General features: G+C 60.4%; 4 protein-coding genes. All 4 read right to left on the bottom strand.

From position 1 onward, the window contains the following. Positions 1-1,688: DUF5801 repeats-in-toxin domain-containing protein (locus AC1RQB_RS21155; RefSeq protein WP_493095075.1), on the bottom strand; the 1,688-nt coding region annotated here is incomplete at its 3' end. 420 nt (positions 1,689-2,108) lie between these two features. Next, the gene (locus AC1RQB_RS21160; protein ID WP_063343832.1) at positions 2,109-5,765 is read right to left on the bottom strand and encodes a beta strand repeat-containing protein; all 3,657 of its coding nucleotides are present in this window, start codon (positions 5,763-5,765) and stop codon (positions 2,109-2,111) included. 286 nt (positions 5,766-6,051) lie between these two features. Beyond that, a complete protein-coding gene (locus AC1RQB_RS21165; protein WP_493095078.1) occupies positions 6,052-12,000 on the bottom strand; it encodes a DUF5801 repeats-in-toxin domain-containing protein in 5,949 nt (1,982 codons plus the stop codon). A 249-nt stretch (positions 12,001-12,249) separates the two neighbouring features. Further along, complete coding sequence (locus tag AC1RQB_RS21170) at positions 12,250-14,967, bottom strand: DUF5801 repeats-in-toxin domain-containing protein (RefSeq protein WP_063343830.1); 2,718 nt, start codon at positions 14,965-14,967, stop codon at positions 12,250-12,252. Positions 14,968-15,191: the final 224 nt, after the last annotated feature.

Below are 15,191 nucleotides of genomic sequence, written 5' to 3' on the forward strand. Positions count from 1 at the left end.
GCGTCATAGGCGACCGCATAGGTCACTGTCACGCCGCCGCTCTTCAGACCCAGCGCCGTCAGGCCATTGGTCGTCAGCGAATAGCTCAGCGGCTGGTCCGCGCCGGACGCGAACAGCGTGCTCACAGTGCCGCTGGCCACCACGGCTTCACCGGTCACGTCGCCCGTGCCGCCGGCGATGCCATCGCCCGGGCCGGCGTTGGCCGTGCCTTCCACTACGCCGTCTTCGTCCACCGTACCGGCGAGGGTCGCCAGCGTCGCGGACGGCCCATCGTCCTCGAAGTTCACCTGGCTACCGATTTCCTGGGGTACGGCCACGATATTGGGCAAATGGAAGCCGCCGATGTCGAAGGGGGAGTTGAGCTTCTGAGCCGCATTGCCGATGTTTTCGATCATCACGCGGTTGTGCAGTTCGCTGGTCGTGTATTCGAGCGAGTAGTTGGATTCAAATCCGGCAATCGTCGCGGTGCGATCGGCGCCCCCATTGCTGAGGGTGAATGTCACGCTGATGTTGCCTACCGTCGTGTTGGTGGTGACACCATCGAGGCCGGCGATGACATCGCCATTGGCATCGCGGACCGTGACGCTGGCGATGTAGCCCAGGTTGTCGTCCGCATCCAGGAGACCCTCAAAATAGCCAGTCGTCTCCTCGAAATCCGTGGTATAGACGCTGATCCTGGCCGTGGACGCCTTGGGTGGTGTCTGCTGCGCGATGACGAAGGTCGCACCCGTCGCACCAAAGAGTCCGCCGAAGTCAATATTGCCTTCGACATTTGCCTCCGTTGGCGTCAGGTTCGGGACGGTGTAGAGCGCGTTCGGGTCGGTCACGAAGGTGAAAATCATCCCTTCACCGGGATTGACCGCCTGGTTGTTGGTGCCGATGGTCGTGCCGCCGCCACCCTGACTGGTGGAGACGTTGTCACCCACGTCTTTGCCAGCGGCGTCAACCCTATCCGGATCCATGCCGGTGACGACGAGTCCTACGTTCGAGCTGCCAGCTTTGAACATCAGGAAATCATTTTCCCCGGACGGCAAACCGGCGAAATCGAAGGCGGCGTCCTGGCTGGCGGTGACCCAGAGGTGGTCTGTCATGTCGACCACGTCGTCGGGGTTGGAGGTATTCGGATGCTTGAGCGGCTCCTGCTGCACCATCCAGACCTTGGCGCCTGTTGCCGTCTCTTCCAGATAGGCGGCGAAAACGATGGTGCCGTCCGGATTTGCCAGATCGTCCTCGGGCGCGGGGGTAGCCCCCTCATCGCCCGTGCGGCCGAGGACGATGTTGTTGGTGATGTCCGTGTACAGGAAGATTTTCCTACCGTCGAGGGTATAGAGACCGCTCCAGTCCGAACCAGCATTTGCATTGGTCGGATCGCCGAGCGGTTTGCCCTGGGCATCGGTGAAGGCGAGATCGATGTAGTCATTGGTAATAGTTATCAGATCGGCACCAGTGTTACCGGCGGCGCCGGAATAACCGCTCAGCGCGGTGTTTGCCGGGACGCCTGAAATCCCCAGCTCGTACAAGCGAGACTCGAACGCGAAGGGAAGGTCGCCGGTGTCATCGTTATCATTGATTGCTGCAACGGTGATGTCGTTATCGTTACTGTCTTCCGGGATGTCGGGGGTGGCATTGGCGTTCTGCAAGTTGCCTGATTCATCAACCGTAATGTTGCCGCTCAAAATGATAGCCATGACTCTCTCCAGACAAATTCCGGTCATTGAGGCTGACCGAGGACCTTTGGTTGCAACTATGGGTAAGGGCCGGGGATTGCGCATCGACCGATACTCCCAGGCAGGCTGGGAGTTTCAGGCTACTTGGGAGGGGAGACGGGATGAGGGCGCGAAGGAATGGCGCCGCTTATTTCGATTGTGAATGAGGACATGGCGTCGGTGCTCAAGGCCGCCTGGGCTTTAACCACCAGCGCGTCGAGCTGAATGTGAGCCAGCTCAGGCGGCCGGGTGCGGGGGGCAGCTTTGGTGTTGGGGACTCGATTCCGTTTGGCCACCGACATCGGATACCGGGAGGTAGACCGTAAATGGAAAACCCCGCTGCCTTGTGGGCAGCGGGGCTCTCCAACAAGAACCTCCTGAAGAGTCATGCAAATTACGGGATCAGACGATGTCTCCCGGTGCAACTTCGCTAGCAAGATTGACACCGACCAATACGATCACCGTGTCGCCAGCATCCACGGAGCCGCTATCGTTTTCGTCAACCACCGCCCACGCGTTGTCCGAAGCAGCCGCGTTGTAGGCAACGTAGACATCATTTGTACCGGCACCAGCCGTCAGCACGGCATTGGCAGCAGTAACAAACGCCGCAAAGTCAACCAATGCACTGCCATCAGCGATGGTTGCGTTCCCGGCCAACTTGGAGGTAGCGATCGTGTCCACGCCCGTCACGAAGTCCGTGATGGTATCTGCCGTGGCCAAGGTAATGCCGGAATCTCCAGCAGCAAACACGAACTGGTCAGCCCCCGCACCACCGGTCATGAAGTCAGCCCCCGCCCCGCCACTGATCGTGTCCGCCGCGCTGCTGCCGTTCAGGTAGTCGCTGCCTGCCGAGCCGGTGAGCACCTGGCTGTCCGACTCCAGGTGGACGCTGAAGTTGAAATTCGGAGTGGAGTCACCATCGGCATCGACCACGATCCCGGTGAACTGCAGATCCGCATCGGCCGGGCGGCTGATGCTCACGTCAATCTTGACGATTTTCAGGACGTCGTTGTCCGAGGTATCCGCGTAGGTGCCGTTGCCTGATGTTAGAGTCACCGCGCTATGGTCTGAAAGACGGACGGCCGTGCCGCTAACATTTTCGGTGCTCGCCAGAACCTGAACGCCATATATCTTGTAGTTCGCAGAATCATAATCATCGGTCCCAACCGTGACGACATGGTTTTGAGTTCCAGCGACCGCCACATAATCAGTTGCCGAATTGGCGATAAGCAGGCTGGTCGTCAATGTACCGTCGGATATTTTGCGTAGTTTCAGCAGAATGGCGACGTCGTCTTGCCCGTTTATGTTGATTTGGTTCAGTGTGATGGCAACTGTGTCGACCAAAGCTTTTCCCGTAGCGAAGTTGATGGCCGCGCCCGGTGTCGATGTCGGATTCTGGGGCGTACCCGACGGACTCGCCGGAACCACAGGATTGTCCACAAAAAAGTCAAAATTCAGCACTTCGTAAGGTTGCAGCGTGTCGGAATCGGCCCCCAAGGTGACGGTGCTGACGTTGATATAGGCTGGAACCTGACTCGCGAACGTGTCGCCCGCAGTAAATGCATAGTCCCCTCCCGCCTTCATATCGAGGATAACGTCCTTCCCTCCATCTGTGGTGCTCGCGTACAGCACCCCGACGAAATCGGCGTTGTACTCCTTGACGGTAATCTCCGGTGAATTGGCGCCTGCCGTGTCGTACGTCTTCAGACCTGCGATATCACTGGTCGAGAACGTTGTGCTTCCCAAAATGGGCGCTGCCAGGTCAAAGACAAAAGTGCCGTCCAGCTTGTTGAAGGTCACGGTGCCGGATGCCGGCAATTGAGCCGTCGACGGCGCCGAAGAGGTGAAATAGTTGAAAGCGAAGGCATAGGTGACACTGGTGTCGTTCTCGGACTGGTGGGTAACCACCGCATTCGTGATGGCGCGGCCACCAGACGTCGTTCCGGTCAGACCCGAGGCATTGAGCACGACGCCATCGACTGCCGCGTTGCCTGTGTCGTCGGCGCCGATGCCGAAGTCATACCTTCCTGTGAGCGGTGTGTTGAAACCGACGAGGTTCGTGATGGATCGCACGACCGGCGTGTCGTCATCGACCGTGATCTCCAGCTTCTCGGCCGTGGCCGTCACCGTGTCGCCGTCCTTGTCGGTGGCTTGCAGGATCGTGCCGAGTTGGAGGACAAGGTCGTTCTCGGTGTTGTCGCCCGTCTGCCCGTTGAGGCTCGGATGGTCGAGCTGGTCGAGCAGCGTGAAGATGTAGGCACCGGTCGCCGGGGTCAGCGCAAAGGTGAACACTTCGCGGTCAGCGACTTGATAGATGCCGTCGTTGGCGCCGACGTCCACGTATGCCGTCAGCGTGTTGCCGGTCACGTCATATTTCACAGCCCCGCCCTTGGAGGTCAGCGTCTGCAGCAAGTTGCTGGTGTCCGTGGAAAGGCCATAGGTCGCCGGCGCATCGGCGCCGGCCTGGAAGATAGAGGCGATGTTGCCCGAGGCCGTCGCCGGAACCAGCAGGCCCACATCGCCGGGACCACCGTCGATGCCGCCGGGCAGCAGGCCGTCCTCGTCCACCGTCGCCGTCACGGGCGTGCCGGTTGCCGTCGGCCCGTCATCCTCGAACGTCAGCTCCGAGAACAGATTCGGTGTGACAGTGGAATTGATCAGGCTGAAGCCACCAATGTCGAAGGGGGCGTCGAAGTTGGTGTCGGTCGAACCGATGTTGTCGATCAGCGCCCGGTTGTGTAGGCCGTCGGTGTTGTAGGCGATCACGTCATTGGCTTCCAGGCCTTTGATCTCCACGGTGTCGGCGGAGAACGTGACCGTGATGCCGCTCAGCGTGGTGGGGTTCGTTCCGATAACGCTCTTGTCAAACACCAGGGTCTCACCCGGAACCGCATTCTTGCCGTGCCCGGTGGGCTGGGTGGTGATGGTGACCTTGTTGACTTCAACCGCCTCGTTGTTGTGCAGGTTGTCGATGAAATCAACACCTGGATTAAAAGGCGTTGTGAAGGCGCTGATCTGCAGGGTGGATTTATCGCCCGTGGACGATTGAACAACGGTAAAACTGGCCCCATTGGTGCCGTAGAGCGAGGTGAAGTCGATGTTGGCCTCCACGTCCGCTTCGTTCTGGTCCAGGAACCCAACTGAGGTCGCCGAATGGTCAGCGTTGACCGTGTAGTTCGGGTTCGCGCCCTGCGCGAAGGTGAAGTACAAGCCGGTGCCTTCCACGATTTGCTGGCTGTTGGTGCCCAGGGTGGTGGGGCCGCCGCCCTGGCCAGTGTTGACGGTGTCGCCGGCGGTGATGGCCGGAGCATTGGGCTCGGACTGGTTGATCGGGTCCTTGCCGGTGACGATGATCACCGCGTCGGTCGGGCTGGGGCTGCCATCGCCGTACATCAGGAACAGGTTTTGGCCTGAAGGCGCGCCTTCCAGTGAGAAGTCGCTGCGATTGCCGACCGAGACATGGAGGTTGTACAGGCTCAAGCCGTCGTCGGGGTTGGTGGTATCGGGGTGCTTGATTTCCTCGTACTGCACCAGCCAGACCTTGGAGCCCACGGCGTTCAGATCGGAGGCCTGGACAGCCCCGGAAGCGTCCGTGGGTTGCAGGTATGCGGCGAAGACGACGTCACCGGTGGCGTTTGCCGTGCCGTCGGCATTGGCCTTGCGGCCGAACACGACGTTGTTCTCATCAATGCCCAGGTCGGCGCCGGTATAGCTGTAGAGGTAGATTTGGCGGCCGTCGACGGTCAGCAGGGGGACGCCAGGCGCAGACAGTGCCAATTCCCCAAGCAGCGGACCTCCCGTGGAATTGGTGAAGGCCAGATCGGTGACATCGGCCCCGAAACCGCTGAGCATGGAACTGCCATCAAGGTCGGCGGAGGAGCCGTTGCTCACGGCTACGGTGACGTTGACCCCAGAGAGATCCTGCACCACCACGGCATTCAAAAGCGTGTCGAATGCAGGTACGCCGGTGTTGATGAAGCCCAGGCCATCTGCAACGTCGTTGTTCTGCGTACCCGACGTCTCGTCGATGATCAGTGTTCCGGTGATAGTGATAGCCATGATCTACTCCCGAAAAATTCCGGTCATTGAGGCCTGACCGGTGACCTTTGGTTGCAACTATGGATAAACGCCGGGGATTGCGCATCGGCCGATGCTCCCAGACGGGGTGGGAGTTTCAGACTACTTGGGAGGGGTAAATGGGATGAGGACGCGAAGAAGTCGCGTTTAAGCCTTGTGGTGCTCGAGAGCCCACAGCGAATGCGACCCGTGCGGATCTCATATTAGAGCTACAAAAAACAATGCGAGGGTGGTTTGCACCACCCTCGCATTCTTTTACGCGCGTTTCTCAGACGCTGCCGTAAACAATGTCGCTACTCAGAAGATCGACCCCGACCAAGGTGATGGTCGTGACTTGTCCGCCCGTTTCGGCAACCGTCACGATGCTGTCTGCACCGCTGATGTCGATCGATTGGACAACCGCGCTCTGGTCGCCGTTGAGTACCAGTGTGTCTCGCAGGCTTGCGTTCGCATCGAAGCCGGTGACCTGGTACAGGTTCTCATCGACTGACAAATCGATGTTGAAGGCATCACGTTCACCGCCCGTGCCCGCCAGCGAGAAGTCGAAGGTGCCGGACAAGTCGTTGGCGAACAGGTTGGCGTCGAACGTACTCGTCGCCGAGTCCCCATCCTTGTCGGTCAGCGTCGCGTTGAACGTCAGCTGGACATCGCTGGCCAGGCTCTCGGTCTCGTGGATGAACTGGATCGTCGGGATCTTGATCTCGCCTCGGGCCATCGTGAGCTGAACAGCGTCGATCAGATTCGTGCCATCGCTCTCAATGAGGAAGGATACCTGTCCGCCTGCCTCCGGAGTCAGGGTGTTCACTTCGATGAGGTTCGAGAACGTGCCATCCTCGTAGAAGGCCCTGTAGTACAGGTCCTCGGTCGCCGTGTTGTAACCTCCCACGGAGTTGTCGATGAAGACCCTCATGCCCGTCAGCAAGCTCTCCGGATTGACGACGAAACTTTCATCGGCAGCGCCGATTGCCGCCAGGTTGTCTCCCTGGAACAGGTTATTGGCGACGCCGATGCCGGCGGTGCTGACGTTCATGGCCCTCGGGTCGATGTACGAGGGCAGGGGGTCGGTTTGTAGCGTAGTTTCGGTGGGATCGGGTTCTCCGAGTCCGATACCGGTCAGGATGTCCGAAGTCGACGCAAGCGCCTTCGCGGTAAAGAACACAACCTCCTCAGATGGCGAAGGAATTGTCGGTGGATCCTGCTCTGGAATTAACAATGTGCGCACTGGGTCCGGACCGCCGGCACCGAGCGCGCCGTCGGCAGTGCTGAGCACGATCTCTGAACTGAAGCCTTGCACCAGATCCAGTGCATAGCGGCCATCGGCATAGGCGGTCAGCGTGTAGTCGACGCTGGTGTCCGCCGTTGCGGCGTTGTTGTCGAAATCACCGGTCAACGTCCCTGCAAATTGGTACGCGCCATTGCCGTCGGGTGAGGGCGACTGCTCGGTGAGCGTGGCGGTCCCGGTGGTGGTCGTATTGTCTGGTCTGACGAGGGTGAACTGGCTATTCACCGAGATATCCAGACCAGCCGCACCCAGCCCGTCGGCGCCCGCCGAGTGGTCCCAGAAGCCGAATTGCGGCAGGACGCTACCGGTGCCGATCAGGTTGCCGAACGCGAGTGATGGGCCGTCGTCCTTGAATATCAGGTTCTGCCCGATGTTGAGCGTCGCCTGAGCGCTGTCGCCGTCCTTGTCGGTTGCGGTTCCTATCAGCGTCACCAGATTGTCCGCCGACAGCGTCGTCGAATCATCGGGATCGGTGGCGTCGGGATGCACCACGGCGCGCAGCTGGTCGAGGGTGACGTCACCATTGGCGGCGACGCTGACCGTGAACACCAGCAGGTTGGTGGTGGCCGTGCGGCCTTGCACCACGCCACCGTTGAGCGACAGGTTGACCGCCTCGCCGGTGGCGGTGTCGGTCAGCCCGGAAGCCCCTGCCACCACGCCCAGCGCATAGGTCAATGTGCCCGGACCATCAGCGCCGAACGCGGAGCTGAAGTTGGCGGCAAAGTTCTGGGTGGCGTCGGTCGTCAGCACCGTTTCGTCTACCGTCAGTATTGGCTCGGTGCCGGTGATGGTGATGCTTGGTCCGTCGTCCTCGAACACCAGGTTCTGGCCGATGTTGAGGGTCGCCTGGGCACTGTCGCCGTCCTTGTCGGTGATGGTCGCCGTCAGCGTTACCAGATCGTCCGAGCTCAGGCTCGTCGCGTCATCGGGATCGGTCGCATCGGGATGCACCACGGCGCGCAGCTGGTCGAGGGTAACGTCACCGTTAGCGGCGACGCTGACCGTGAACACCAGCAGGTTGGTGGTGGCCGTGCGGCCTTCAACCACGCCACCGTTGAGCGACAGGTTGACCGCCTCGCCGGTGGCGGTGTCGGTCAGCCCCGAAGGGCCTGCCGTCGCGCCCAGCGCATAGGTCAGCGTACCCGCGCCATCAGCGCCAAACGCGGAGCTGAAGTTGGCGGTAAAGCTCTGCGTGGCGTCGGTCGCCAGTACCGTTTCGTCTACCGTCAGCGTTGGCTCGTCGCCGGTGGTGGTGATGCTCGGTCCATCGTCCTCGAACACCAGGTTCTGGCCGATGTTGAGGGTCGCCTGGGCACTGTCGCCGTCCTTGTCAGTGATGGTTGCCGTCAGGGTCACCAGATCGTCCGAGCTCAGGCTCGTCGCGTCATCGGGATCGGTGGCATCGGGATGCACCACGGCGCGCAGCTGGTCGAGGGTGACGTCACCGTTGGCGGCGACGCTGACCGTGAACACCAGCAGGTTGGTGGTGGCCGTGCGGCCTTCGACTACACCGCCGTTGAGCGACAGGTTGACCGCCTCGCCGGTGGCGGTGTCGGTCAGTCCCGAAGGGCCGGCCGTCGCGCCCAGCGCATAGGTCAGCGTGCCGGCGCCATCAGCGCCAAACGCGGAGCTGAAGTTGGCGGTAAAGCTCTGGGTGGCGTCGGTCGCCAGTACCGTTTCGTCCACTGTCAGCGTTGGCTCGTCGCCGGTGGTGTGGATGCTCGGTCCATCGTCCTCGAACACCAGGTTCTGGCCGATGTCGAGGGTTGCCTGGGCACTGTCACCGTCCTTGTCAGTGATGGTTGCCGTCAGTGTCACCAGATCGTCTGAGCTCAGGCTCGTCGCGTCATCGGGATCGGTGGCATCGGGATGCACCACGGCGCGCAGCTGGTCGAGGGTGACGTCACCGTTAGCGGCGACGCTGACCGTGAACACCAGCAGGTTGGTGGTGGCCGTGCGGCCTTCGACTACACCGCCGTTAAGCGACAGGTTCACTGCCTCGCCGGTGGCTGTGTCGGTCAGTCCCGAAGGGCCGGCCGTCATGCCCAGCGCATAGGTCAGCGTACCCGCACCATCAGCGCCAAACGCCGAGCTGAAGTTGGCGGTAAAGCTCTGGGTGGCGTCGGTTGTCAGCACCGTTTCGTCTACCGTCAGCGTTGGCTCGTCGCCGGTGGTGCTGATGCTTGGCCCATCGTCCTCGAACACCAGGTTCTGGCCGATGTTGAGGGTTGCCTGGGCACTGTCGCCGTCCTTGTCGGTGATGGTCGCGGTCAGGGTCACCAGATCGTCCGAGCTCAGGCTCGTCGCGTCATCGGGATCGGTGGCATCGGGATGCACCACGGCGCGCAGCTGGTCGAGGGTGACGTCACCGTTGGCGGCGACGCTGACCGTGAACACCAGCAGGTTGGTGGTGGCCGTGCGGCCTTCGACTACACCGCCGTTAAGCGACAGGTTCACTGCCTCGCCGGTGGCTGTGTCGGTCAGCCCGGAAGCACCCGCCGTCGCGCCCAGTGCATAGGTCAGCGTACCCGCGCCATCAGCGCCGAACGCCGAGCTGAAGTTGGCGGTAAAGCTCTGGGTGGCGTCGGTTGTCAGCACCGTTTCGTCCACCGTCAGCGTTGGCTCGTCGCCGGTGGTGGTGATGCTTGGCCCATCGTCCTCGAACACCAGGTTCTGGCCGATGTTGAGGGTCGCCTGGGCACTGTCACCGTCCTTGTCGGTGATGGTCGCGGTCAGGGTGACCAGATCGTCCGAGCTCAGGCTCGTCGCGTCATCGGGATCGGTGGCATCGGGATGCACCACGGCGCGCAGCTGGTCGAGGGTGACGTCACCGTTAGCGGCGACGCTGACCGTGAACACCAGCAGGTTGGTGGTGGCCGTGCGGCCTTCGACTACACCGCCGTTGAGCGACAGGTTGACTGCCTCGCCGGTGGCCGTGTCGGTCAGCCCGGAAGCACCCGCCGTCACGCCCAGCGCATAGGTCAGCGTACCCGCGCCATCAGCGCCGAACGCGGAGCTGAAGTTGGCGGTAAAGCTCTGGGTGGCGTCGGTTGTCAGCACCGTTTCGTCCACCGTCAGCGTTGGCTCGTCGCCGGTGGTGGTGATGCTTGGTCCGTCGTCCTCGAACACCAGGTTCTGGCCGATGTTGAGGGTTGCCTGGGCACTGTCACCGTCCTTGTCAGTGATGGTTGCCGTCAGCGTGACCAGATCGTCCGAGCTCAGGCTCGTCGCATCATCGGGATCGGTGGCATCGGGATGCACCACGGCGCGCAGCTGGTCGAGGGTGACGTCACCATTGGCGGCGACGCTGACCGTGAACACCAGCAGGTTGGTGGTGGCCGTGCGGCCTTCAACCACGCCACCGTTGAGCGACAGGTTGACTGCCTCGCCGGTGGCGGTGTCGGTCAGCCCGGAAGGGCCGGCCGTCACGCCCAGCGCATAGGTCAGCGTACCCGCGCCATCAGCGCCGAACGCGGAGCTGAAGTTGGCGGTAAAGCTCTGGGTGGCGTCGGTTGTCAGCACCGTTTCGTCTACTGTCAGTATTGGCTCCGTGCCGGTGGCGCTGACGCTTGGTCCGTCGTCTTCGAAGATCATCTTGGAGCCGATTTCGGCGATCGTAGTAGAGGTATCGCGCAGCGTGAAGCCACCGATATCAAAATCGGCGTGGTCATTGCCCCTGGCGTCGACGGCCGCCCCGTTCTCGATGAGTACGCGGTTGTGATCCGCCGTAGTGGTGTACTCAATCTGGTAGCCGGCCAAAACACCGGTGACGGTTGCAACCCCACCAGTAAAGGTAATGGCAATGGACGGATCATTCACCGAACCGTCTGAATTCTCGATCACCTGCCCGGTGCTGATGTTGGTGACGAGCACATTGGTGATGGCAACTGGCGTATCGTTTGCATAGCCGTTGACGAAATTCACGCCAGGTTCAGCAGCGGTGTTGAATGCGCTGATTTTGACCACCGCACTCTTGCCGCCTTGCAACTGCACGACGTCGAAACTGGCCGACGTCGAATTGAAGACGCCGGTAAAGTCGATGTTGGATTCAACATCTGCTTCGGTCTGACTCAGGTTGGGAACGGTCACATTCTGCCTGGCGCCCGTGACGAACGAAAAGCGGATGCCTTCCTGTTCCGTAATCATCTGGTTGTTGGTGCCGATGGTGGTCGGGCCACCACCCTGGCTGGTATTGATCGTGTCGCCAGTGTTGATATTGGCGCCGCTCGACTGGTCTGCGGGGTTCTTGCCGGTGGCGATGATGGTGGTATCCGTGATCCGCACGACACCATCGACCGTTTCAGTTGTCGGGTTCGCTTTCGTGAACATCAAAAAGAGGTTCTGACCGGAGGGCGCACCGGCGAGACTGAATCCCTGGTCCTGGGTAGCTCCGATGAACACCTTATCCAGCAGATTGAGCGAATCATCGGGGTTTGTAGCATCTGGATGCTTGAGCGGTTGGTATTCCACGGTCCAGATCTTGCCGCCGGTGACCGGCGATCCGGTTTCTTCGATATAGGCGGCGAACACGATGGCGCCATCTGCGCCCCCGGCTCGGCCCAGAAGAATGTTGTTGTTCGTATCGGTATAGAGAAGGATGCTGGTGCCATCGAGGGTATCCAGTCCGCTGTCCACGCCATTAAGCGGTGCGCCAGCGCTGTCGACGAAGCTGATGTCGCTAATGCTTCCTCCACCGGTGATGGTGAACGCATTGCTGCCTGTGTCGCCCGCGGCACCGGTATAGCCACTCAGTGCTGCACCCGTTGCAGTACCTGCCCCAAGGGCGGTCAAACGGGTAGCGAAGGTGGAGGGCAGGGAGGCCACTAGAATGTCGTTGTCGTCAGCGTCTCCTGCAGGGGTTGGCGTGGCGGCGGCGTTCTGTAACCCGGCCGTCTCGTCCAGCACAACGTCCTCGCCTGTGATTGCAATAGCCATGATTTTTCTCCCGAGCAATTGCGGTCATTGAGGTCTGACCATTGACCTCTACAACTATGACCAAACGCCCGGAATTGCACATTGGCCGATACTCCCAAACGGGGTAGGAGTTTCGGCCTAGTCGTCTTCGTCGGTGGTCTGCCGCAGGGTGCCCAAGGTGATGCGAGCGTGCGGATCGCCTATTGGAACTGCAAAAAACAATGCGAGGGTGACTTGCGCCACCCTCGCATTTTTCACGCGTGCGATGCCTCAGACGCTGCCAATAACGATGTCGCTAGTCACAAGATCGACCCCGACCAAGGTGATGGTCGTGACTTGTCCGCCCGTTTCGGTGACCGACACGATGCTGTCTGAGCTGCTGTTGTCGATCTGGACAACCGCGTTCTGGTCGCCGTTGAGTACCAGCGTGTCTCGCAGGTCTGCGCCCGCATCGAAGCCGGTGACCTGGTACAGGTTCTCGGTGAATGACAAGTCGACGTTGAAGGCATCAGCCTCACCGCCCGTACCCACCAGCGTGTAGTCGAAAGATCCGGTCAAGTCGTTGGCGAACAGGTTGGCATCGAACGTACTCGTCGCCGAGTCCCCATCCCTGTCCGTCACCGTCGCGTTGAATGTCAGCTGGATATCACTGGCCAGGCTCTCGGTCTCCTGAATGAACTGGATCACCGGGATCTTGATCGTGCCCAGGCCCATCGTGAGCTGAACAGCGTCGATCAGCGTCGCATCCGCCTTCTCGATGACGAAGGACGTCTGTCCTCCGGCCTCCGAGGTCAGATCAGCGGCAAGAACCTTCGTCGGCGAACCCGACGTGGTGCCGTCCGCGTAGAAGATCGTGTAGTACAGCTCTTCCGTTGCCGGGTTGTACCCCTGCACCGAGTTGTCGATGAACACTTTCATGCTCGACAACAAAGACTCGGGATTGATGACGAAACTCTCGTCACCCACGGATTTGGAGTCATTGGGGTCAGCGCCATTGATGCCTGGTATTGTGTTTCCATCCAGGTTGTTGTTGCCAATACCGATGCCGGACGTGCTGACGTTCATGTTCGCGGCGCCGATGAACGCAAACCCGCCACTCTCTATCTGTGCTTCGGTGAGGTCGGGCGCTCCCAGTCCGATGGCGGAAAAGATGTCGCTTGAGGAAGTGGTCGCAGTAACACCAAAAAAGACAATCTCCTCAGATGGCGAAGGAATAGTCGGCGGATCCTGCTCTGGAATCAACAAGGTGCGCACGGGGTCCGGGCCGCCGGCACCGAGGGCGCCATCGGCACTGCTGAGAACGACCGTCGAACTGAAGCCTTGAACCAGGTCCAGTACATAGCTGCCATCGGCCAAGGCACTCAGCGTGTAGTCGATGGTGGTATCCGTCGTGGCGGCGTTGTTGTCGAAATCGCCAGTCAAGGTCCCGACGAACTGGTACGTGCCATTGCCATCCGGTGAGGGTGATTGCTCGGTGAGTGTGGCGGTCCCCGTCGTGGTGGTGTTGTCTGGCCTGACGAGGGTGAACGAGCTATTCACCGAAATATCCAGACCGTTCGCATCCAGCCCGTCGGCGCCGGCCGAATGACTCCAGTACCCGGTTTGTGGCAGGACGCTGCCAGTGCCGATCAGGTTGCCAAAGGCGAGTGCAGGGCCGTCATCTTCGAAGATCATCCTGGAGCCGATTTCGGCGGTCGAAACAGCGGTTTGGAGCAGCGTGAAACCACCGATATCAAAATCGGCGTGGTTATTGCCCCTGGCGTCTAAGGCCGCCCCGTTCTCGACGAGCACGCGGTTGTGATCCGACGCTGTGGTGTATTCAATCTGGTAGCCGGCCAAAACGCCGGTGATGGTTGCAACCCCACCCGTAATGCTGATGACAAGGGCCGGATCAGTCACCAATACGCCTGAATTGAAGACGCGCACATTGGTGACGGCAACCGGCGTATCGTTCGCATAGCCGTTGATGAAGTTCTCGCCAGGTTCAGCCACGGTGGTGAATGCGCTGATTTTTACCACTGCACTCTTGCCGCCTTGCAACTGCACGACCTCGAAGCTGGCCATCTTCGCGTTGAAGACGGCGGTAAAGTCGATGTTGGATTCAACATCTGCTTCGGTCGGACTCAGGTTGGGAATGGTCACATCCTGTCTGGCACCGGTGACGAACGAAAAGCGGATGCCATCCTGTTCCGTAATCATCTGACTGTTGGTGCCGAAGGTGGTCGGGTTAGCCGCCTGGCTGGTAATGATCGTGTCGCCAGTGTTGATATTGGCGCCGCTTGACTCGTCTGCGGGATCTTTACCGGTGGCGATGATGGTGGGATCCGTGATCCGCAAGACACCACCGTCGTCGACAACGGTCGGGTTCGCCTTCGTGAACATCAGGAACAGGTTCGCACCGGAAGGCACACCGGCCAGACTGAATTCCAGGTCCTGACTGGTTCCGATGAACACCTTATCCAGCAGATTGAGCGAGTCATCAGGATTCGTTGCATCTGGATGCTTGAGCGGTTGGTATTCCACGGTCCAGATCTTGCCGCCGGTGACCGGCGATCCGGTTTCTTCGATATAGGCCGCGAACACGATCGCGCCGGTAGCGCTCCCGGCTCGGCCCAGAAGGATGTTGTTGTTCGTATCGGTATAGAGAAGGATGCTGGTGCCATCAAGGGTGTCCAGTCCGCTGTCCAGGCCATTGAGTGGTGCGCCAGCGCTGTCGACGAAGCTGATATCGGTAATGCTTGCTCCGTCGGTGATGGTGAATGCATTGCTACCTGTGTTACCCACGGCACCGGTATAGCCACTCAACGCTGCACCTGTTGCGGTACCGGCACTCAATGCGGTCAAACGGGTTGAGAAGTCCGAGGGCAGGGATGCCACCAGAATGTCGTTGTCGTCAGCGTCTCCCGCAGGGCTTGGCGTGGCGGTGGTGTTCTGCAATCCGGCCGTTTCGTCCAGCGAAACGTTCACGCCGGTGATTCCAATAGCCATGATCTTTCTCCGGAGCAATTATGGTCATCGAGGGCTGACCATTGAACTTTGCAATTTTGACTAAGCACCGGGGATTGCGCATCGGCCGATACTCCCAGGCGGGGTGGGAGTTTCAGACTACCTGGGAGGGGGAGACGGGATGAGGCGCGAGGGCGCGACGTGGCATTTTCCGTTTATAAATTGTTCGAGCCTGGGATAAATCCACGCGTTTAACCATGCGTGTT

The sequence above is a fragment of the Pseudomonas sp. GW822-FHT02E03 genome (assembly GCF_058802325.1).